Source organism: Pseudomonas sp. MWU12-2319, assembly GCF_023242525.1.
GTDB lineage: Bacteria > Pseudomonadota > Gammaproteobacteria > Pseudomonadales > Pseudomonadaceae > Aquipseudomonas > Aquipseudomonas gingeri_D.
Window position 1 is genome coordinate 158,733 of record NZ_JALJES010000015.1, and the last position, 21,969, is coordinate 180,701.

The 21,969-nt window shown below is 61.1% G+C and carries 17 protein-coding genes; 10 read left to right on the top strand and 7 right to left on the bottom strand.

The annotated features are described in order from the left end of the window. Nucleotides 1-19 precede the first annotated feature (19 nt). The 6 genes from rsmA to M5C01_RS23550 form a co-directional block, all read right to left on the bottom strand. Nucleotides 20-838 (bottom strand): 16S rRNA (adenine(1518)-N(6)/adenine(1519)-N(6))-dimethyltransferase RsmA, encoded by an 819-nt coding sequence (rsmA, locus tag M5C01_RS23525; RefSeq protein WP_152741047.1) that lies wholly within the window; start codon nt 836-838, stop codon nt 20-22. After that, nucleotides 835-1,824, bottom strand: a complete 990-nt coding sequence (gene pdxA, locus M5C01_RS23530; protein WP_178129954.1) for a 4-hydroxythreonine-4-phosphate dehydrogenase PdxA — start codon at nt 1,822-1,824, stop codon at nt 835-837. The genes rsmA and pdxA overlap by 4 nt, the downstream gene beginning before the upstream one ends. Beyond that, a complete protein-coding gene (locus M5C01_RS23535) occupies nt 1,821-3,137 on the bottom strand; it encodes a peptidylprolyl isomerase (RefSeq protein WP_177103796.1) in 1,317 nt (438 codons plus the stop codon). Before M5C01_RS23535 ends, pdxA begins: the two co-directional genes overlap by 4 nt. Next, nucleotides 3,118-5,955, bottom strand: a complete 2,838-nt coding sequence (locus M5C01_RS23540) for an LPS-assembly protein LptD (RefSeq protein ID WP_152741046.1) — start codon at nt 5,953-5,955, stop codon at nt 3,118-3,120. Before M5C01_RS23540 ends, M5C01_RS23535 begins: the two co-directional genes overlap by 20 nt. 143 nt (nt 5,956-6,098) lie before the next feature. Then, the gene (gene ltrA / locus M5C01_RS23545) at nt 6,099-7,808 is read right to left on the bottom strand and encodes a group II intron reverse transcriptase/maturase (protein ID WP_152741045.1); all 1,710 of its coding nucleotides are present in this window, start codon (nt 7,806-7,808) and stop codon (nt 6,099-6,101) included. Between the two features lie 839 nt (nt 7,809-8,647). After that, nucleotides 8,648-8,806 carry a hypothetical protein gene (locus tag M5C01_RS23550; RefSeq protein WP_177103792.1) on the bottom strand — a complete coding sequence of 53 codons (159 nt, stop codon included), beginning with the start codon at nt 8,804-8,806 and terminating at the stop codon, nt 8,648-8,650. Between the two features lie 301 nt (nt 8,807-9,107). Here M5C01_RS23550 and M5C01_RS23555 point away from each other — a divergent pair, with 301 nt between their 5' ends. The 3 genes from M5C01_RS23555 to M5C01_RS23565 are packed head-to-tail and all read left to right on the top strand — an operon-like array spanning nt 9,108 to nt 11,574. Continuing rightward, nucleotides 9,108-10,133: a phosphotransferase gene (locus tag M5C01_RS23555; protein ID WP_152741044.1), complete on the top strand. Its 1,026-nt coding sequence runs from the start codon at nt 9,108-9,110 to the stop codon at nt 10,131-10,133. Next, a complete protein-coding gene (murU, locus tag M5C01_RS23560; protein ID WP_103495717.1) occupies nt 10,130-10,804 on the top strand; it encodes an N-acetylmuramate alpha-1-phosphate uridylyltransferase MurU in 675 nt (224 codons plus the stop codon). Before M5C01_RS23555 ends, murU begins: the two co-directional genes overlap by 4 nt. 2 nt (nt 10,805-10,806) lie before the next feature. Beyond that, a complete protein-coding gene (locus tag M5C01_RS23565) occupies nt 10,807-11,574 on the top strand; it encodes a TerB family tellurite resistance protein (protein ID WP_152741043.1) in 768 nt (255 codons plus the stop codon). A gap of 10 nt (nt 11,575-11,584) precedes the next feature. On the opposite strand, the gene M5C01_RS23570 is transcribed toward M5C01_RS23565, so the two are convergent. Continuing rightward, nucleotides 11,585-12,574: an alpha/beta hydrolase family protein gene (locus M5C01_RS23570; protein ID WP_152741042.1), complete on the bottom strand. Its 990-nt coding sequence runs from the start codon at nt 12,572-12,574 to the stop codon at nt 11,585-11,587. A 72-nt stretch (nt 12,575-12,646) separates the two neighbouring features. Between M5C01_RS23570 and M5C01_RS23575 the strand changes: the two genes are divergently transcribed. The 7 genes from M5C01_RS23575 to M5C01_RS23605 all read left to right on the top strand — a co-directional run bounded on the left by M5C01_RS23575 (nt 12,647) and on the right by M5C01_RS23605 (nt 21,941). After that, nucleotides 12,647-15,040: a sensor histidine kinase gene (locus tag M5C01_RS23575; protein WP_152741041.1), complete on the top strand. Its 2,394-nt coding sequence runs from the start codon at nt 12,647-12,649 to the stop codon at nt 15,038-15,040. 134 nt (nt 15,041-15,174) lie between these two features. Continuing rightward, nucleotides 15,175-15,804, top strand: coding sequence for a response regulator transcription factor (locus M5C01_RS23580; RefSeq protein ID WP_100940518.1), 630 nt, complete (start codon nt 15,175-15,177; stop codon nt 15,802-15,804). A gap of 354 nt (nt 15,805-16,158) precedes the next feature. Next, nucleotides 16,159-17,283 carry an ABC transporter ATP-binding protein gene (locus tag M5C01_RS23585; RefSeq protein WP_103495722.1) on the top strand — a complete coding sequence of 375 codons (1,125 nt, stop codon included), beginning with the start codon at nt 16,159-16,161 and terminating at the stop codon, nt 17,281-17,283. Between the two features lie 69 nt (nt 17,284-17,352). Continuing rightward, nucleotides 17,353-18,393: an ABC transporter substrate-binding protein gene (locus M5C01_RS23590; protein ID WP_103495723.1), complete on the top strand. Its 1,041-nt coding sequence runs from the start codon at nt 17,353-17,355 to the stop codon at nt 18,391-18,393. An 83-nt stretch (nt 18,394-18,476) separates the two neighbouring features. Then, the gene (locus M5C01_RS23595) at nt 18,477-19,724 is read left to right on the top strand and encodes an ABC transporter permease (RefSeq protein ID WP_103495724.1); all 1,248 of its coding nucleotides are present in this window, start codon (nt 18,477-18,479) and stop codon (nt 19,722-19,724) included. 12 nt (nt 19,725-19,736) lie between these two features. Further along, complete coding sequence (locus M5C01_RS23600) at nt 19,737-20,561, top strand: ABC transporter permease (protein ID WP_103495725.1); 825 nt, start codon at nt 19,737-19,739, stop codon at nt 20,559-20,561. A 231-nt stretch (nt 20,562-20,792) separates the two neighbouring features. Next, on the top strand, nt 20,793-21,941 hold the full coding sequence (locus M5C01_RS23605) for an iron-containing alcohol dehydrogenase (RefSeq protein ID WP_152741038.1): 1,149 nt from the start codon (nt 20,793-20,795) through the stop codon (nt 21,939-21,941). The last annotated feature ends 28 nt before the right edge of the window (nt 21,942-21,969 follow it).

Below are 21,969 nucleotides of genomic sequence, written 5' to 3' on the forward strand. Positions count from 1 at the left end.
TGGCCTGCTACCGATGGGGTCAGTCGACGTCGGGGGCGGTGACGGCTTGCTCACTGAGTTTGTCGGCCAGGCGCACGAAGGCGGCCAGGTCGAGCTGTTCCGGACGCAGGCTGCCGTCGACGCCGGCGGCTTCGATCTCGGCGTTGCTGAGCAGCGCCTTGAGGGTATTGCGCAAGGTTTTGCGACGCTGGTTGAAGGCTTCGCGCACGACGCGCTCCAGCAGGCGATGATCCTTGGCCGGGTGGGGCAGGACGGCGTGGGGTACCAGGCGCACGATGGCCGAGTCGACCTTGGGCGGCGGGTTGAAGGCGCCCGGGCCGACGTTGAACAGATGCTCCACGCGGCAATGGTACTGGACCATGATCGACAGGCGTCCCCAGTCGCCGCCGCCAGGACCGGCAGCCAGGCGCTCGACCACTTCCTTTTGCAGCATGAAGTGCATGTCGCGAATCAGGCTGGCGTTGTGCAGCAGGTGGAAGATCAGCGGCGTGGAGATGTTGTAGGGCAGGTTGCCGACCACCCGCAGGCTGTTGGGTGCCGGGTTCAGGCTGGTGAAGTCGAACTTCAGCGCATCGCCCTGGTGCAGGTTGAAATTGGCTCGGCTGCCGAATTGCTCATTGAGGATCGGTACCAGATCCTTGTCCAGCTCGACGACATCCAGTTGTGCACCGCTGTTGAGCAGGCCTTCGGTCAGGGCGCCCTGGCCCGGGCCGATTTCCAGCAGGCGGTCATCGGGTTTGGCATGGATGGCGCGCAGGATGCGGTCGATCACGCCAGCGTCGTGCAGGAAGTTTTGCCCGAAACGCTTGCGCGCCCGGTGTTGGTATTGCTCGGTCATAAACGGGTCTCGGCCATCTGGTAGGCGGTTTCCAGGGCGACTTGCAGGCTGCCGGTGTCGATGTTGCCGCTGCCGGCCAGGTCCAGGGCGGTGCCGTGGTCGACCGACGTGCGGATGATCGGCAAGCCCAGGGTCACGTTGACTGCGGCGCCGAAACCTTTGTATTTCAGCACGGGCAGGCCCTGGTCGTGGTACATCGCCAGCACCGCGTCGCAGTGCTCCAGATATTTGGGGTTAAACAGAGTGTCGGCAGGCAGCGGGCCACGCAGGTCCATGCCCTCGCCGCGCAAGCGCTCCAATGTCGGTTCGATGATGTCGATTTCTTCGTGACCCAGGTGCCCGCCTTCGCCGGCATGGGGGTTGAGCCCGCAGACCAGGATACGAGGGTTGGCAATGCCGAACTTTTCCCGCAGGTCGCCATGCAGGATACGGGTGACCCGCTCCAGGCGCTCTGGGGTAATCGCATCGGCGACTTGCCGCAGGGGCAGGTGGGTGGTCACCAGGGCCACGCGCAGCCCCCGGGTTGCCAGCAGCATCACCACCTGGGGGGTGTGGGTCAGGTCGGCGAGGAATTCGGTGTGGCCGGAAAAGGCGATCCCGGAGTCGTTGATCACGCCTTTGTGCACCGGGGCGGTGATCATGCCGGCGAAATCGCCGTCCAGGCAGCCTTGACCGGCACGGGTCAGGGTTTCCAGGACAAAGGCGGCATTGGCCTGGTCCAGTTGCCCTGCGATGACCGGGTTCGCCAGCGGGGTATCCCAGACATACAAGTTACCCGCCGCTGCCGGTTGGTCGGGCCACTGGCCTGGCGCCACAGGTAGCAGATTGACAGCCACGCCCAGTTGCGCGGCCCGCTCGGAAAGCAGGTCGCGGCTGGTAATGGCAATCAGGGGGTAAGGCTGGGGTTGCGAGGCGAGCAGCAGGCAAAGGTCTGGACCAATGCCCGCCGGCTCGCCGGGTGTCAACGCGAAACGCCGGGGTTTCACTTTGGCGCCTGTTCCGCGCCGGGGAGCTTGATTTCAACGTAGGCTTCGTCGCGGATCTGACGCAGCCAGGTTTGCAGCTCTTCATCGTATTTGCGGTTTCGCAGCACGGTCATGGCTTGCTGTTCGCGTGCCTGGGTGGTGCTGTCGGTGGCGCGACGGCCAAGGACTTCCAGTACGTGCCAGCCGTATTGGGTCTTGAACGGCTTGGACAGGACACCTTGCGGGGTCTTGGCCATCACTTCGCGGAATTCCGGTACCAGTGCGTTCGGGTCGACCCAGTTCAGGTCGCCGCCGTTAAGCGCCGAGCCCGGGTCTTCCGAGAAGCTCTTGGCCAGCGTAGCGAAGTCTTCGCCGTTGGAGATCCGCTCGTAGAGCTTCTGCGCCAGGGCTTGGGTGTCGGCTTCGCTGCGAATGGCGTTGGGCTTGATCAGGATGTGACGAACATGCACTTCGTCGCGCATCTGCGTTTCGCCACCGCGCTTCTCCAGGACCTTCAGGATAATGAAGCCCCCTGGGGTGCGTGTCGGTTCGCTGATGTCGCCAACCGCCATGCTGCTGAGCATGTGGTCGAACGGTGGTGGCAATTGAGCCGGCTTGCGCCAGCCCATGTCGCCGCCTTCCAGGGCGTTATCGCTGCCGGAGTGGGCAATGGCCAACTGACTGAAGTCAGCGCCTTGCTTGAGTTGCCGGTAGAGGTCCTGGGCCTGGGTCGCGGCGGCCTGGATGACTTGCGAGTTGGCGCTGTCCGGGGTCGACACGAGGATATTGGCCAGGTGCAGTTCTTCGGAGAGCTGCATCTTGCCCAGGTCCGAGGCGAGGAAGTTCTTCACTTCCTGCTCCGACACCTGGACCCGCTCGGCGACACGACGCTGACGCACACGGCTGATGATCATTTCCCGGCGAACCTGGTCACGGGCGTCCTCATAGGAGAGGCCGTCGTGGGTCAGGGCCGCGCGGAATTGATCGATGCTCATGTTGTTGCGCTGGGCAATGGTGCCAATGGCCTGGTTCAACTCATCATCGCTGATGCGAATACCCGAGCGCTCGCCGATCTGCAATTGCAGGTTTTCGACGATCAAGCGATCCAGGACCTGTTGGTCGAGGACGCTGGTGGGCGGCACGCCGCCCCCGCGCTTGGCGATGGTCTGCTGAACCTCGTGGACACGCTGGTCCAGTTGGCTCTGCATGATCACATCGTTGTCGACGATGGCCACGACGTTGTCGAGGGGCTGCACAGCGGCGTGAACCGCCGCACTCAGGACCAGCGCGCCCAGCATCAGCGGGCGCAGACAATCAGAAAGCTTGATCTTCACGTTCACGATAACCTTGGATGCCTTTGTCGAGGAAGCTCTCGACTTTGTTGCCCATGACGCCACCCAGGCCCTTCAGTACAAACTGAAGGAAGATACCGTGGTCGCCTCGTTCGTTTTGCGGAGCCTGTTGACTGAACTCGTCATACTGGACCCAGTAGCGGTTGATCAGGCGCAGCTTCCAGCAGCAGTTGTCGTACTCGAAGCCACCGAAGGCTTCCAGGGTACGGTTGCGGTTGTAGTCGTACTGCCAGCGGCTGATGACGTTCCACTGTGGAACGACCGGCCAGATGACCGAGAAGTCGTGCTGCTCGATCTTGTAGTAGTCCTTCACGTAGCCGGGTTGGCCAGGTGTGCCGTAGTCGCCGCCGAACTGCCATTGGCCAGTGTTCTGGTTGTAGATCACCTGGTCGTTGCGATAGCGATAGCCGGCGTTGATAACCTTGTTCGGGTTGTCTTCAGGCTGGTAGTGGAACATCGCGCTGCCGGAACGTGGCTGGTGACTTTTCGGATCCCAGTTGTAGTCGGCCGTGGCGCGCCAGTCGCGGTTGAAGTTGTAGGCGTATTCCAGGGCGTACGGCGAGACATTGGTCTTGGCGTCGGCACGGGTATTGAAGTCGACACCTGGCAATTGCACGGTTCGATCTTTGAAGTAGTAAGCCTGGCCGACACTCACGCGCTGACGTTCGAAACCGTTGTCTTCGATCCAGCGGCTGGTGACACCCAGGGACAGCTTGTTCTCGTCACCGACGCGGTCGTTGCCGGAGAAACGGTTTTCACGGAACAGCGAGGCATAGTTGAAGCTGTATTCGCCGGTATCGAACACGGGAATGTCTTTCTGGTCTTTCTCTGGAACATAGAGATAGAACAGGCGCGGTTCCAGGGTCTGGCGATAGTTGGTGCCGAACAGTTCGGTGTTGCGGTCGAAGTACAGGCCGCTGTCGATGCTGGCGATAGGGACGCCACGGCTTTGCGAGCTGCTGTAGGTTCCGCCGATGTAATTTGTGCCCGCCTGAGCCGCAGCGAACTGAGCGTTCACGATATCGGCCTTACCCTGCGAACCCAGATCCAACTCGTATTGGGTGTACTGGTACTTGAGCGACGGAGTGACAAAACCATATGTCCAGTTCAGCGGCAGGCTGACACCTGGTTTCAGGTTCAGGCGGTCGCCGTTGGCACGGGCCAAACCAATCACGTTGGTATCCAGACGAGGCGTGCCCACACTGTTGCCGTTTACATCGAACGGTCCCCCATCCTTGTCGAAGTAGTTGCCTGTCTGCAAACTACGTTCGAAGCGAACGGCTTCAGTTTCGTAAGTGAAATTGAGCCCTTCGGGGTGATAAGGTAAGGTTCCGTTGAAAGTGAGCTGTGGCAGGCGGTTGTACGGCGTGATAACGGACACGCTCGCCAACTCATAGGCTTGCACGTTCAACTGGGCGGTGAAGTCATCGCCGCGATAGCTTGCTGTCGCCTGCTGATTCACATAGTCAGCGTTCCTGACACCGACCTGATAGCTCTGCAAGTCCTGGAAGTAATACGGATCGCTGATCTTGGTGTAGTCGACCGTGGTCAGTACACGTGAATCCAAGCCGCCCTTGTGCTGCCAGTTGACCATGTAGCGATCTTTGGTCGCGTCCGACTGCTTGGAACGGTCGTTACTTTCGTCACTCAGGAATGCACCGCCGAACTGCCCTTCGCTGGACTTGGTCAGGTAGCGGAACTCGCCCTCGGTCAACAGGCCGCGCTTGCTCATGTAGTGCGGATACAACGTGGCGTCGTAGTTCGGTGCCAGGTTGAAGTAGTAAGGCGTGGTCAGGTTGAAGCCTGAGGTGCTGTCGCTGGAGAAACTCGGCGGCAGGAAACCGGACTGGCGACGATCGTCGATCGGGAAGTAGATGTACGGGGTATAGAGAACCGGAATGTCCTTGACCCGCAAGGTCACGTTGGTCGCCGTACCGAAACCGGTCGCCGGGTTCAGGGTGATGTTATTACCCTTGAGCTGCCAGGCGTTGCTGTTCGGTTCGCACGTGGTGTACGTACCGTCCTTGAGGCGAATGATCGAGTTCTCGGCGCGCTTGGCGTACAGCGCGTTACCGCGGACCCGCGACTTGTGCATCACGTATTCGGCGTTGTCGACCCGCGATTCACCCGTGTCCAGCTGCACCTCGGCATGGTCACCGACCAGCAGGGCGCCCTGGTCGCGAACACGAACGTTGCCGTTCAGCTCGCCACGGTTTTCCGCCTGGTACAGGCTGGCTTCATCAGCCTCGACCTGCATGCTGCCCTGGCGCATGACCACGTCGCCGGCCAGTGTCGCGACCTGCTTGTCCTGTTCATAACGCGAGGCCTTGGCCCCGATGAAGGTCGGCGCATCACTTTTATTCGTCGTGTCATTCATGCCAGGACGAATCGGTTCGATATAGGAACCAGAGCAATAAGGACCGGTTTCGGCCAACTGGGCAGGCGTCAGCTTGTCACGCGGGACCCAGTCGAGGTGACTGTAGTCGGCACTGCGCGACTTCAGACCACGACCCTTGGCCTCGGTGACCAGTACCGGGCCCGCAGCCTTCTCGCTGCTGGAACCGCTGTCCGCCGTGGCGGCAGTGCCCAAAGCCTCGGCATTACCGTCATGCACGGGGCGAGGTGGCAACTGGGCCGTAGTGGTTTTGGGCGCACAGTCCCAGGCACCGGAAGCAGAGACAGAACAGTCATACTGTTCCGCGGCGACCGCGAACGGGGTGGCAAGAGGTTGCAGAGCCAGCAAACCGCCGGTAACCAGCAACGGGAATTTTTTACGAAACGCGGGGGATTTCAATGCCATCTTATTAGTCCGGGCTTCCTGCGTGCCATCTGCCCGCGGTGGGGGTCACACGCCTATCGATGGTCAGAAAGTTGGGTAGGAACAGACCATCTCTGGCCTGCTCCCCCCTAAAAACCGTACGTGCGCCTTTCAGCGCATACGGCTCAAGTCTTTATTGAACCCCCAGAATCGGGAGCCGGTTTGCACACTGTCAAACCACGAGCGTGAAGCTGCTGGTGGCAAATGGGATGCAATAGTACCCGGTTGTTTAGCGAGTCACCACCGCCTTGTGAGCGATAAATGATGTGGTGGTCATGCCACCCAGTCTCCCTAGTTATGGGGTTCTTGCAAAGTAGACAGAGCCCTTGTTGTGATTGAAACAGGGTTGATACCTGCTTGCGGTATTTCAGCTTCCCGAACATCCGGGACATCCGAAGCTTCTCGCCCATTTCTTCCATCTCAGGATCAAACGGGTTGTATTCCCCGCTGATTTTTCTGTGCCTCTCGATCGGCGTATCCTCCAGGGTGTACAGCCTGATCGCCCTCTTGTCACCTGCCTCTGTCAGTAACGTGGTGCAGAACACCCAATTTCGGCCATCGACGGTCTGAAAATATTTCTTTCTGATCCAGTCGAGGCTTTTGTTCGAGTGCCTCCGTCTTGCCCAGCGCCATATTGCTTGGAATATTTGGAAATCCATGCGGCTGTACGCTTTCTTGGCTACTACGGGTTGGTGATACAGTGCCCAGCCCCGCAGCATTGGGTTCAGCAGGTGGATCAGATCCTCCTGTGATACCGCTTTGTTGGTACTGATGACCTCCTTTACCTTGCGGTAGAACGCTTTCGCGTTTTTCTTGCTTGGCTTGATCAGAAGCTTCCCATCGTACTTGCGGAAATTCCAACCCAGAAAATCAAAGCCCTTCTCAATGTGAATGACGTGCGTTTTCTCGGGAGAGAGCTGTAGTCCGCGTACCGCCAGAAAATGCTCTATCCAAGGGCGGACCTCATTTTCCAGTACCTCTTTCGAGTCGCTGGTGATGACGAAATCGTCCGCATACCGCACCACGTTGATTTTCAGCTTCTTGGCCTTTGTCACGCCCAGATGTTGCTTGAGCTGTGTTTCCAGGCCATCCAACGTCATGTTTGCCAAGGTCGGCGAGATAATCCCGCCTTGTGGCGTACCGGCATCCGTTGCCTGTAGCTGGCCTTTATGAATCACTCCAGCTTTTAACCATTTCCGAAGGATCACTTTGTCCGTAGGGACGTTGTTGATCAGCCAGTCGTGGTTGATATGGTCGAAGCAACCTTTTATGTCCGCTTCCAAAACCCATTTGGCTGAGAGCTTCTTGGATAGGCAAACGAACAGCTGTCCCATTGCATCCGCCGTGGATCTTTCGATCCTAAAGCCGTAGCTGTTCGGATCACCGGTAGTTTCAGCAATGGGGGCCAGAGCTAGCAGATGCAGCGCTTGCATTGCTCTGTCCGCCATGGTCGGGATGCCCAGAGGGCGTTCCTTTCCATTCGACTTTGGAATAAATACCCGCCTTAAGGGCCGGGGCTTGTATCCGTGCCGCTTCATTCCATCGACCGCTTTCCATTTGGCGTCGGGTGTATCCCAGAGCACGCGGTCGACTCCCGCCGTACGCTTGCCCTGGTTTTCAGTGACTCGCCGTACGGCCAGATATCTGGCCGAGGGTGAGCGGGTCAGCATTCGTTGCAGGGCTTTCACTCTGCGCCAGTCGCCTTCCCTACAAGCCTTCGCAATCCGTAACTGCATCGCCCGGACGTTCCGCTGGACTCGGCACCAATCGATGTCGTGCCATTGTTGCGGAGCGCCGGAAGGCGCAGACACGGCCATTTGGCTGTGTTCTAACATGCTGCCTTCCTCTCAAGTTTCCCCAAGCGAAGACGTATGCATCCCCTGACGGGAATGGACGTCCCCGTCAGGGTGGGTTAATAGAAGGTCCGCTACCGCGGGACCTCCGTGTTCATTGAGACAGTCTCACTCAGCATTCATGCGATAAAAGACCACGCAGAAGTCTGCCCGGTTTCCCGTGGGGTGATGTTCCAACCCCTATCCGAACGATTACAGTCCGGCGTTCGCTTTCTCTGCGATCCCATACCCGCATAGCCAACAGATCCCCTTGCGGTTCACCTGCCCGAAGGCAGCCATACGGGCTTACCACGTTCCCTGCCTGTCACACGATTGGTTTAGGGTCTGCCTTTCCACCGGGGGCCTTTGTAGCGACGTATTCCCACATCCCACAGGAATAACTGGCCCCGCACCTTTTTGGTTCATGCCTGACAGCAGTTTGGGCATGGTTATCCTTACGGCGTTTATCAGCAGTTCACTTACGTTACCCGTGCCAGCCAGCCTAGCGCCTCAACCCGGTACTGCTCCGAGCATCCATGGCTTACCTCGCGGTAAGTTCATGCCCTTGCGGGGGCTACGTTGTTGGAAGAGCTTCATACCTCACCGTTACCAGTGACGCATGTCTTCCTAGGCTATCGTTGGTCGCACAACGAGTCCGCTCCCACTCCATGAAGGCAATGGTTGGACAATGACAGACAGAGCTTTCGCTCGTGTCTCCGGTTGGAAATTGACAGGGACCTTGAGCGGCCTGTCGAGATGATGTTTCCTCCTGTTTTCAGGCAAGAGGAACCCCTGCGGGGATTCTTCCCGCCAGGGTGAGGCCAAACGGCCGATGTGAAGCGCTACTTGTCGAGATGGATGGCCATAACCATGACTGCTGTGAAAACGGCAATCATCAAGCCAAAGTTGCCGGTCAGTCTGGACAGAACTCCTGAAAAACAATTGTGGAGATCTGCCTGGCCTGCCGATACATCTGCTGTATGAATTCGACGCTTATGCATGTCGATTCCTGCGCTGTGACAGAGCACTCCCGGTCCTTGAGGGACCATAGCCGCGCGTCCGAGTGCTGGGCGGCCTTTGGGTTTCGCTATTGCGCCGCAGCGTCAACGAGTCCTTTTAAGCGATGGACCTCTTGGGCGGTTTTGTTTCCCGGATTGGGTGCCGGACTATTGGTTCTCAGTAGAGAAACCCCTGACGATGACTCCTCATCGCCAAGCTGGAGGCACGCTACGCGTGTCGCACAAGATGCTGGATAATAAAGCAACACCCGCTTGACGGCTAGCGTCGTCGGAGACCCATGTAATGCCTGACCAAGATGTACGCTTGCAACACCTGAAAGTTTGGCTGGATCGGCAGTTGGAAACGCTCTTTCTGGGCGAAGGCTGGGGCACCATCCCCCCGGCTACGTTGACCGCGGCCAGTAGTGACGCGAGTTTTCGACGCTACTTCCGTTGGGAGGGCGGGGGCCGTAGTTTGATCGTCATGGACGCTCCGCCACCCCGGGAAAACTGCAAACCTTTTGTGGATATCGCCCATTTGCTGGCGAAATCCGGAATCAACGTGCCGAAAATTCACGCGCAGGATCTGGAAAACGGTTTTCTTTTGCTCAATGACCTGGGCAACCAGACCTATCTGGACGTGATCGACAGCGACAACGCCGATGGGTTGTTCGCCGATGCCATCGACGCCCTGCTGGCTTTCCAGCAACTGCCGATGGACAGCGAACTGCCGAGTTATGACGTGGCCTTGCTGCGCCGTGAGCTGGAGCTGTTTCCCGAGTGGTACGTCGGGCATGAGCTGGGCCGCGCTTTCGATCCCGCGCAGTTGGCGATGTGGCAACGAGTCAGCGACCGGCTGATCGACAGCGCCCTGGCCCAGCCAAAAGTGCTGGTGCACCGTGACTATATGCCGCGCAACCTGATGGCCAGCGAGCCCAACCCTGGTGTGCTGGATTTCCAGGATGCGGTCTATGGGCCGGTGACCTACGACATCACCTGCCTGTTCAAGGACGCCTTCCTCAGTTGGCCCGAGGCCCGGGTACGGGGCTGGCTGCAGGATTATTGGCAGAAGGCGACAGGTGCCGGTATCGCGGTACAGGCCGATTTCGAGGAATTCCTCCGGGCCAGCGACCTGATGGGCGTGCAACGTCATCTGAAAGTGATCGGGATCTTTGCGCGCATCTGCCATCGTGACGGCAAGCCACGTTACCTGGCCGATGTACCGCGCTTCTTCGCTTATATAGAAGCGGTGGTAGCGCGCCGTCCGGAGCTGGCCGAACTGGGCGAGTTGCTGGCCAGCCTGCGTCGGCCGGTGGGGGCCGAGGTATGAAGGCAATGATCCTGGCTGCCGGCAAAGGCGAGCGGATGCGTCCGTTGACCTTGCACACCCCCAAGCCGCTGATCCGTGCCAACGGCACGCCGCTGATCGACTATCACCTGCGGGCGCTGGCGGCCGCCGGGTTCAAGGAGGTGGTGATCAACCACGCCTGGTTGGGACAGCAGATCGAAGACTACCTCGGCGACGGTTCCCGCTATGGCCTGAGCATCGCCTATTCGCCCGAGGGGGAGCCGCTGGAAACCGGTGGTGGTATCTTCCGTGCGTTGCCGCTGTTGGGTGATGAGCCCTTCCTGGTGGTCAATGGCGACATCTGGACTGACTATGACTTTGCTTCGCTACGTCGGCCGATTGCCGGTCTGGCGCATCTGGTCATGGTCGACAATCCGCCACACCACCCGGCCGGGGGCGACTTCAACCTGCTCGACGGCCAACTGCATGACGGTGGGGCGCTGGGCGAGAAGCTGACCTACAGCGGTATTTCAGTCCTGCACCCGCAACTGTTTGCCGCCTGCTCGGACGGCGCCTTCAAGATCGCGCCGTTGTGGCGCGAGGCGATGGCGCGGGGGCTGGTGAGTGGAGAGCACATGCACGGACACTGGGTGGATGTCGGCACCGTGGAGCGCCTGGCGCAAGTCGAGCAATTGTTGAAAGAGAGACACTGATTATGTTGTGGCCAGGGACTCTGATTGGAGCCGGGGCGGGTTTTGCGATCGCCAGTATTCCGGGGGCCATGTTGGGCGCGTTACTCGGGCAGGCGCTGGATCGGCGCCTGCAATTGCACAGCCTTGCCCATTTGCGCGAGCGCCTGGGGGGCAAGCCGGCGTTACGCAACGATGAATTGCTGTTTGTCTTGTTGGGGCGACTGGCCAAGAGCGATGGGCAGGTGGTCGACGGACATATCCAGCAGGCGCGCGAGGAAATGCGTCAACTGGATATGGCTGATGCGGCGCGGCGCCGGGCGATTGCCGCGTTCAACCGGGGCAAGTCGGGGAATGATCGACTGCGCGGCTACCTGAATCACCTGAAGGCCCAGCCCCATGCCGCCGAAGGCGTTTTGCGGGCGTGCTGGCGAATGGTCTGGGCCGACGGTCGGGTCGGGACGACGGAGCGTGAGTTGATCATGCTCTGGGGCAAATGGCTGGGTTGGACCAGCCATCAGGTCCAGGCCCTGGCCCATGACTACGAGCCGGGGCGCAAGGTGCTGTCGAACACGACCGGGACTTATGAGGAGGCGCTGGTGTTATTGGGCGTGGCGGCCAACAGTGAGCCGGCGCAAATCAAGCGGGCTTATCGGCGCCTGCTCAGTCGCCACCACCCGGACAAGATCGCGGGCAGTGGCGCGACGCCTCTACAAGTGCGCGAGGCCACGGAAAAAACCCGCGATTTGCACAATGCCTATGTGCTGATTCGCGAGCGCAGGGATTTCCGTTAGGCGCTACGTTTCAGAGACCGCCCACATCCTGCGGGTTCAACCAGCCACGGATGCGCCGGAATAACTGTTCCTGCCCGGCATTGCCCGGCAGGGCCTTCAGCGCGATCTGGTTGTAGCTTGTGGTTTTCTGCCGCTTGCTGGCCTGCAACCGCTCCAGTGCGGCTTTGCGATCCAGCGGCCGGTCCTGGTAGAAGAAATCCGCCGTCGCCAGTTTCAGTCCAGGGGTGATCTGAGCCAGGTTCTGTGGCGCAGTGGTCGGCGTCTGCGCGGCCACCAGGAGCAGTTTCTGGATCTGTGGCGAAGGCTTTTCGCTCATGTAGCGGGCCGCCCAGTAAGCGCCGGTGCCATGGCCCAGGAGAACCACACTGCGAGCATTTTGCTGCTTGGCGTAGGCAATCGCCGCGTCGATTCGTGCGAAGATCCGCTCTGCGTCGGCTTTCAACTGATCTTCAGCGGTTTGCACGGCGGCCTGGTCGACCACCTCGGCTTCGGCGCTGGCCGCCTGTTCGATGGGCTTGGCCGTGGTGCTGGCGTCCTTGCTGTTACTGGCGGTCGCCGCCGGTGCCTTGGGCGCTTCGTCCACCCGTGGCTGGATCGCGTCGCTTTGCAGGTCCGGCAGGGTCAGGCTCAGGCTGCTCCACTGCGCATCCGGGAACTTGCGCCGCAACGGGCCGATTGCCTGGGGCCAGTCAGCGGTTTCGCCGGCACCGGGAATCAGGATCACCGCGCCCAGGGGCGAAGGCGTGTTGGCCGGTTTCCACAAGGCCAGGAAACTGTCGCCGCCGGCTTGCAGTTGCTGTTGTTCCTGCTGGGGCAATTGGTGTTCCAGCGCGGTCGCGTCTTCCTGGCTACGCTCGAGCAGGGGTTGGCGCTCCACCGGCTTTTCGGCGGGCTTCTGCGCCGCGGCCGGCGCCGGATCGGCGGCCATGACGGGCGCGGCACAAGGTAGTATCAGCGACAGGCACAGCGCGGGCAGTGCCAGGCGGTAGAGAAGAGGCATCGAATTTTCCAGGCCAGAGTCATCCTGGCAGCCTAATGGGTTGGTCAGCATTTGTCAGTGTGTGAGCGTCGAATGATACGGTTTTGCTGCCTGTGGGTTATCGGCTGTTTGTGTTTTCCCTTGATTGCCTGGGCGGCGCCTGCTTCCCATGGGCAAGGGGTTGTCTTGTCCGGCGAGCAGCGCGAGTGGCTCGACCAGCACCACGAGTTGCGGGTCGGTCTGGTCCTGCAGGCGCCGTATGCGCAATACGACCGTCGGCTGCAGCGCTTGTCCGGGGCCAATGTGGAACTGATGGCCTGGGTGGCCAAGAGCCTCGATGTCGAGTTGACCTGGCGTAACTTTCCCGATCAGACGCAACTGGAAAAAGCCTTGCGCGAAGGCGAGATCGACCTCGCGCCGGGGCTGACCCAGACCCCGGCGGGGCTGCGCCTGTGGCTGTTCTCCGATCCTTATATGCGTGTACCGCAACTGGTGGTGGGCGAACGCAACGGCGCCGGCGCCGTGGAGCTGGAAAAACTCGACAGCCAGACCCGCGTGGCCGTGCGCATGCCCAGTACGGTCGCCGATTACCTGCGCAACACCTACCCCAATCTCAATCTGCAGGGTGTGCCGCTGGAGCGCCAGGCCCTGCAATTGTTGACGAGCCAGCAGGCTCGCTACGCGGTGATCGATGAGGCGCAGCTCAGTCGCCTGTCCAACGAAGAAGAGTTTGCCGGGCTGGCGGTGGTTGGCGATATCGGCTTGCCGCAGCTACTGCGAGTGGCGACACGGCGCGACTGGCCGGAACTGGCGGGGGTTGTGGAGAAGGCTTTGCATGCGATCCCGGCGCGGGATCTGGAGCAACTGCATGCCCGCTGGCTGCAACCGAAGTACCCGCGCCTGACTGAGTCACCGGGTTTCTGGCAAAACCTCTGTCTGCTGCTGGCGGTGTTGTTGTTCGCGGGCCTGGCCATCATCTTCTGGTTGCGTCGCCAGCAGCACAGCCTGGAGCATGAGCTGCTCGCGGCCCGGGAAGCCCTCGCCCGGCGTGAGGCGAGTGAAGAAGCCCTGCGCCTGACCCAGTTTTCCATCGACCAGAGCACGGTGGGGATTCTCTGGGTCAACTGGGACAGCCATGTCCGTTATGCCAACCGGGCGGCGGAAGAGATGCTCGGTTATCCGCCCGGCGGGGTGTTCGACCGCCCCTTGATCGACTTCGATCCGAACCTGAACATGGATCGCTGGCTGAACCTGTGGAAGCGTGCCCGGGCTAGCGAGGAAGGCCCGCAAAGCCTGGAAACCCAATGCGTTCGCGCCGATGGCAGCGTCCTGCCGGCTGATGTGTCGTTGAGCTTCCTGCGTTTTCGCGAGGGCGAATACCTGGTGGTCTACCTCAACGACGTCACCGAGCGCCGCCGTGCGCTGGCCTCAGCCCAGGAAAGCGAAGCGCGTTTGAAGGCAATCGCCGCTAACGTGCCGGGTCTGGTGTTCCGCCTGGAGCGTGTGCCGCTGACCGGCGAGCTGCATTTTCCCTATATCAGCGAAGGCAGCGAGAGTCTGGTGGGCTATGCCCCGGCGACCCTGCGCCGGCAGGAGATCGGCTTGCGCAGCCTGGTGCATCCGGAGGACAGGGCCGGTTACCACCAGACCCAGGATCGGGCGCTGGAGGCGGACAGCGACTGGTCCTGGCAAGGCCGGATCATGACCCGCGAAGGCCGCCAGCGCTGGGCCGAGATCAAGGCCATCAGCCGTCGGCTGGAGGATGGCAGCGTGGTCTGGGACGGTATCGTCTGGGATATCAGCGAGAGCAAGCGCATCGAGCTGGAACTGGCGGCGTCCCGCGAACAGCTGCGCGAGCTGTCGGCCCACCTGGAAAGCGTCCGTGAAGAGGAAAAGGCCCGTATCGCCCGGGAGGTTCACGACGAACTGGGGCAGATGCTCACGGTGCTCAAGCTGGAAACGTCCATGTGCGAACTGGCCTATGCTCAGCTCGATCCGGGCCTGAATGATCGGCTCAACAGCATGAAGAAGCTGATTGCTCAACTGTTCCAACTGGTCCGGGATGTGGCGACGGCCTTGCGCCCACCGATTCTCGATGCTGGCATTGCCTCGGCCATCGAATGGCAGGCCCGGCGGTTCGAGGGGCGGACGCAGATTCCCTGCCTGGTGCAAGTGCCGGAGCATCTGCCGGCCCTCAGCGATGCAAAAGCCATCGGCCTGTTTCGTATCCTCCAGGAAGCGCTGACCAACGTCATGCGCCATGCCCAGGCGCATACTGTTGAGCTGACACTGACCGTTGAGGGCGAGGATTTATGCCTGACCATCAGTGATGATGGCGTAGGATTCGTTTCCGCCAGCGGCAGGCCGACCTCCTTTGGAGTGGTCGGCATGCGTGAGCGGGTATTGATGCTCGGCGGCACGTTGCGCCTGGAAAGCGTGGTGGGCGAGGGGACGACTCTCAGCGCACGGGTGCCGTTGGATGTGTAGGTTTTGATGGCCCCATCGCTGGCACGCCAGCTCCCACAGTGTTTACGCCGAATGGTGATCTTGCATACAGCCTATACCTTGTAGGAGCCGCTTGCCGGCGATAGCGGTCCGACTGATTCAACCTGGAGATAAACGTGATCCGCGTACTGGTAGCCGAAGACCACACCATTGTCCGCGAGGGCATCAAGCAGTTGATCGGTCTGGCCAAGGACCTGTCCGTGGTGGGGGAGGCCAGCAATGGCGAACAACTGCTCGAAGTCCTGCGCCATACGCCCTGCGAAGTGGTCCTGCTGGATATCTCGATGCCGGGTGTCAACGGCCTGGAGGCCATCCCGCGGATTCGCGCGTTGAACAATCCCCCGGCGATCCTGGTGCTGTCCATGCACGACGAGGCGCAGATGGCGGCTCGGGCGCTCAAGGTCGGTGCCGCCGGCTATGCGACCAAGGACAGCGATCCGGCGCTGTTGCTGACGGCGATCCGCAAGGTCGCGGCCGGCGGTCGCTACATTGACCCGGACCTGGCCGACCGCATGGTCTTCGAAGTCGGCCTGACCGATTCGCGACCACTGCACGCCTTGCTCTCGGAGCGCGAGTTTTCGGTATTCGAGCGCCTGGCCCAGGGCGCCAACGTCAACGACATCGCCCAGCAACTGGCCTTGAGCAGCAAGACCATCAGCACCCACAAGGCGCGCCTGATGCAGAAGCTCAACATCACCTCCCTGGCCGAACTGGTGAAATACGCGATGGAGCACAAGCTGCTCTGAGGCGGAATTCCCTGACCTTGTAGGAGCGAGCTTGCTCGCGATGGACGTTAACGATAACGCGGGAAGTCTGATGCCCCGCGGAGCCTGGGTCACCATCTCGAGCAAGCTCGCTCCTACAAAAACAGGTATGCACATATCCATTTGCGACAGCCTTGGATGGTCGTCTGACGCTGTTCCGGGCCTCGCCGTCGGCAGCGGCTTGCAGGCTTATCCAATCCCGCCATCCTTGTAGGGCAATCCCTACCCCAATTCTTCCAGACGGCTGAGGACAATCTCTCCCGCCCCCCGATTTGCGCTGCCATCAGCCTTCACTAGGCTTAGCCCCACGGCAGTCCAAAACAAAAAGGTGAGGGTATGAGCGAGGTTGATTCAAGCGCTGGGGCGAACGATGTACTGGTCAGCTTTCGTGGCGTACAAAAAAGCTACGACGGTGAGAACCTGATCGTCAAAGACCTCAACCTGGACATTCGCAAGGGCGAATTCCTGACCCTGCTCGGGCCTTCCGGTTCCGGCAAGACCACCAGCCTGATGATGCTGGCCGGGTTCGAAACCCCGACCGCCGGCGAGATCCTGCTGGCCGGCCGCTCCATCAACAATGTCCCGCCGCACAAACGCGACATCGGCATGGTGTTCCAGAACTACGCCCTGTTCCCGCACATGACCGTCGCCGAGAACCTGGCGTTCCCGTTGACCGTGCGCGGTTTGAGCAAGACCGACGTCAGCGAGCGGGTCAAGCGGGTGCTGGGCATGGTCCAGCTCGACAAGTTCGCCCAGCGCTACCCGGCGCAGTTGTCCGGTGGCCAGCAGCAGCGGGTGGCGTTGGCCCGGGCCCTGGTGTTCGAGCCCCAACTGGTGCTGATGGACGAACCCCTCGGTGCACTGGACAAACAGTTGCGCGAACACATGCAGATGGAAATCAAGCACCTGCACCAGCGCCTCGGCGTGACCGTGGTCTACGTGACCCACGACCAGGGCGAAGCCCTGACCATGTCCGACCGCGTGGCGGTGTTCCACCAGGGCGAGATCCAGCAGATCGCGCCGCCGCGCACCCTCTACGAAGAACCGAAGAACACCTTCGTCGCCAACTTTATCGGCGAGAACAACCGCCTCAACGGCCGCCTGCACAGTCACAGCGGTGATCGCTGCGTGGTCGAGCTCGGCCGTGGTGAGAAGGTCGAGGCACTGGCGGTGAACGTCGGCAAGACCGGCGAGCCGGTGACCCTGTCGATCCGTCCGGAACGCATCAGCCTCAATGGCTCCAGCGAGTCTTGCGTCAACCGCTTCTCGGGCCGCGTGGCCGAGTTCATCTATCTGGGCGACCACGTGCGTGTGCGCCTGGAAGTCTGCGGCAAGACCGACTTTTTCGTGAAACAGCCCATTGCCGAGCTGGACCCAGCCCTGGCGGTCGGCGACGTCGTACCTATCGGCTGGCAAGTGGAGCACGTTCGCGCGCTCGATCCGTTACTGGACGCCAGTTGATCGCGGTAACCCAAGAGGCGAATCCATCGCCCCGTGCTTCACCAACCTGCACTGTGGAGAGAAGAATAAATGCTTAAATCCCTGAAATTCAGCGCCCTGACCCTTGGGCTGATGTGCGCGGCAAATGCCATGGCGGGGCCCGACCTGACCGTGGTGTCCTTTGGTGGCGCGAACAAGGCCGCACAGGTCAAGGCGTTCTATGCGCCGTGGGAGGCGGCGGGCAAGGGCAAGATCGTGGCCGGCGAGTACAACGGTGAAATGGCCAAGGTCAAGGCCATGGTCGACACCAAGAGCGTGTCCTGGGACCTGGTAGAGGTCGAGTCGCCGGAACTGTCCCGCGGTTGCGACGAAGACATGTTCGAACCCCTCGACCCGGCGCTGTTCGGCAAGGGCGAAGATTACGTCAAGGGCGCCATCCAGCCTTGCGGCGTGGGCTTCTTCGTCTGGTCGACGGTACTGGCCTACAACGCTGACAAAGTGAGCAGTGCACCGACCAGTTGGGCGGATTTCTGGGACACCAAGAAATTCCCCGGCAAGCGTGGCCTGCGCAAGGGCGCCAAGTACACCCTGGAATTCGCCTTGATGGCTGACGGCGTGGCGCCGAAAGACGTCTACAAGGTACTGGCCGGCAAGGATGGCCAGGACCGTGCATTCAAGAAGCTCGACGAGCTGAAGCCGAATATCCAGTGGTGGGAAGCCGGCGCGCAGCCGCCGCAGTACCTCGCCTCCGGCGACGTGGTGATGAGCTCGGCCTACAACGGTCGGATCGCCGCGGTACAGAAAGAAAGCAACCTGAAAGTGGTCTGGAACGGCGGCGTCTATGACTTCGACGCCTGGGCGATTCCAAAAGGCCTGAAGGGCGAGCGTCTTGAAGCGGCGAAGAAATTCATCGCCTTCTCGGTGATGCCGCAGCAGCAGAAGGTCTACTCGGAAAACATCGCCTACGGCCCGGCCAACGTCCAGGCGGTCCCGTTGCTCGATAAAGCCATCCTGAAAGACATGCCGACCACCCCGGAAAACATCGCCAACCAGGTGCAGATCGACGTTGCCTTCTGGGCGGATAACGGTGAGCAGCTGGAACAGCGCTTCAACGCCTGGGCTGCCAAGTAACACAGCAGGTCCCAAGAACAGCGGGCGGTGCGCGGCAACGCGACACTGCCCGCTGTAACAATAAAAGAATTCCGGAGTTCGCCATGGCCCTCACCGTTCCTCTGAACGAGGTCACCAGTCCCACCTTGAAGCAGCGCCTGGCGCGTGCCGAGCGGGTCAACCGCTGGAAGGCCCAGGCCTTGATTGCACCGCTGGTGCTGTTTCTGTTACTGGTGTTCCTGGTGCCCATCGTGGCGCTGCTCTATAAAAGTGTCGGTAACCCGGAAGTGGTCGGCGCCATGCCGCGCACCGTGGTCGCTGTCGCCGCCTGGGACGGCAAGAGCCTTCCCGGCGAGCCGGTCTACAAGGCCTTGAGCGAAGACCTCGGCGACGCCCGCAAGAATCAGACCCTGGGCGATCTGTCCAAGCGCCTGAACATGGAACTGGCCGGCTATCGCAGCCTGTTGACCAAGACCGCGCGCGCCCTGCCGTTCAAGACCGAACCGGCCTCCTATAAAGAAGCCCTGGAAGCCCTCGACGAACGCTGGGGTGATCCGGCGTACTGGCAGGCGATCCGGCGCAATACCAGCAGCATCACCCCTTATTACCTGCTGGCGGCCGTCGACCATCGGATCGACGACCTCGGCGAACTGGCCCCGGCCACCCCGGACCAGGCGATCTACCTCGATATCTTTGCCCGCACCTTCTGGATGGGCCTGGTGATCACCGCCATCTGCCTGGTGCTGGCCTACCCGCTGGCCTACCTGCTGGCGAACCTGCCGTCGCGGCAGAGCAACCTGTTGATGATCCTCGTGCTGCTGCCGTTCTGGACTTCGATCCTGGTGCGGGTCGCGGCCTGGATCGTGCTGTTGCAGTCCGGTGGCCTGATCAATAGCGCGTTGATGGCCATGGGGGTGATCGACAAGCCGCTCGAGTTGGTGTTCAACCGCACCGGCGTCTACATCTCCATGGTGCACATCCTGCTGCCGTTCATGATCCTGCCGATCTACAGCGTGATGAAGGGCATCTCGCCGACCTATATGCGCGCGGCAATCTCCCTGGGCTGTCATCCGTTCGCCAGCTTCTGGCGGGTGTACTTCCCGCAGACCTATGCCGGCGTGGGCGCGGGTTGCCTGCTGGTATTCATCCTGGCTATTGGTTACTACATCACCCCGGCCCTGCTCGGTAGCCCGAACGACCAGATGGTCAGCTACTTCGTCGCCTTCTACACCAACACCAGCATCAACTGGGGCATGGCGACCGCCCTGGGTGGCCTGCTGCTGCTGGCGACCGTGGTCCTGTACCTGATTTACAGCCGGTTGGTGGGCGCCAGCCGCCTGCGCCTGAGCTAAGGAGAATAAGAAATGCTGAGCCCCTACATGTCGCCCGTCGAGCGGGTCTGGTTCTACAGTTTGCGCACCCTGTGCGGGCTGATCCTGCTGTTCCTGATCCTGCCGGTGCTGGTGATCATCCCGCTGTCGTTCAACTCGGGCAGTTTCCTCGTCTATCCGCTGCAAGGCTTCTCGCTGCACTGGTACCAGGACTTCTTCGCCTCGGCGGAATGGATGCGCGCCTTGCGCAACAGCATCATCGTCGCTCCGGCGGCCACGGCGCTGGCGATGGTCTTCGGGACCCTGGCGGCGATCGGCCTGACCCGGGGCGATTTCCCGGGCAAGCCGCTGGTGATGGCCCTGGTGATCTCGCCCATGGTGGTGCCGGTGGTGATCATCGGTGTGGCCAGCTACCTGTTCTTCGCTCCCCTGGGGCTGGGTAACAGTTTCTTCTCGTTGATCGTGGTGCATGCGGTGTTGGGCGTGCCCTTTGTGATCATCACCGTGTCGGCGACCTTGCAGGGTTTCAATCACAACCTGGTACGTGCTGCGGCCAGCCTGGGGGCCTCGCCACTGACGGCGTTCCGCCGGGTGACCCTGCCGCTGATCGCGCCGGGGGTGATTTCCGGGGCGCTGTTTGCCTTTGCGACCTCGTTCGACGAAGTGGTGGTGACCCTGTTCCTTGCCGGCCCCGAACAGGCGACCCTGCCCCGGCAGATGTTCAGTGGCATTCGCGAGAACCTCAGCCCGACCATCGCCGCGGCGGCGACCTTGCTGATTGTCTTCTCGGTGATCCTGCTGCTGACCCTGGAATGGCTGCGCGGGCGCAGCGAGAAACTGCGCACGACCCAGGTCTGAAAATGATCTCTTGAAAACACCATGGGACCTGTAGGAGCAGGGCTTGCCCGCGAAGCTTTTGGCGCCTTTAAGGACGCCTTCGCGGGCAAGCCCTGCTCCTACAGGTTTCATGGCGCTCATGGGAGCGCATTTCCCATTCACAACCTGAATTCATCTTCTGGATGACAGAGCAAAGCCAATCCCGGTTATGCTTGCCCGTGCCCTGATCATCACGACAAGAAGGCTGCGAGCATGAGCATTTCCTCATTCAAGATCGCCCATAAACTGATCACCGGCCGTGGCGCCATCGAGCAATTGGCCGATGAGCTGACCCGGCTGAATGTCGACCATCCGTTGATCGTGACCGATGCGGCACTGGTCAAGTCAGGGACCGTCGAGCTGGCACTGGCTCACCTGGGTGGGCGCACCTATGCAATCTTCGACCGTGTGCTGCCCGACCCGGAAATCGCCATTGTCGAGGACTGCATGCGGGCCTACCGCGAAGGTGGGCACGACGGCCTGATCGGCCTGGGCGGTGGCAGCGCCATCGACATCGCTAAAAGCGTGGGCGCCTACGCCGGTTATCACGGGGCCCTGGAGGATCTGTTCGGCATTGATCAGGTACCGCGCAAGGGCCCGCCGCTGATCGCCATCCCCACCACCGCCGGCACCGGCTCCGAGGTGACCAATGTCGCCATTCTCTCCGACAAGCAGGCCCAGCTGAAAAAGGGCATCGTCAGCGATTACCTGCTGCCGGATGTGGCACTGGTCAGCCCGCAGATGACCCTGACCTGCCCGCGCAGCGTCACCGCCGCCAGTGGCGTCGATGCCATGGTTCACGGGATCGAAGCCTACCTGTCACTCAATGCCTCGCCGATTACCGATGCCCTGGCCATTGGCGCGATCAAGCTGATTGCCACGGCGCTGCCCAAGGCCTACGCCAACCCGTCCAACCTCCAAGCCCGTGAGGAAATGGCCACCGCCAGCCTGATGGCCGGGATGGCTTTCGGTAATGCCGGCGTCGGTGCCGTACATGCCCTGGCCTATCCGTTGGGTGGACGCTTCAATATCGCCCACGGGGTCAGCAATGCCCTGTTGCTGCCCTATGTCATGAGCTGGAACAAGATCGCCTGTGTCGAGCGCATGCGGGACATTGCCATCGCCATGGGTGTCAATGTCACGGGTCTGAGCCTGATCGAAGCGGCCGACAAAGCCGTCGCTGCCATGACCGATCTGTGCGCCGCGGTGGAGATTCCCGCCGGTCTCGCAAGCTTCGGCGTACCCCTGGACGCGATCCCGGCCATGGCCGAGGAGGCGGCGGCCACCGAGCGTTTGATGCGCAACAATCCCCGTCGCCTGAGCGCGGTGGACATCGAAAAGATCTACCGCGCCGCTTACTGAGGGCTTTGGCTCAAGCATTCCAGGCTTG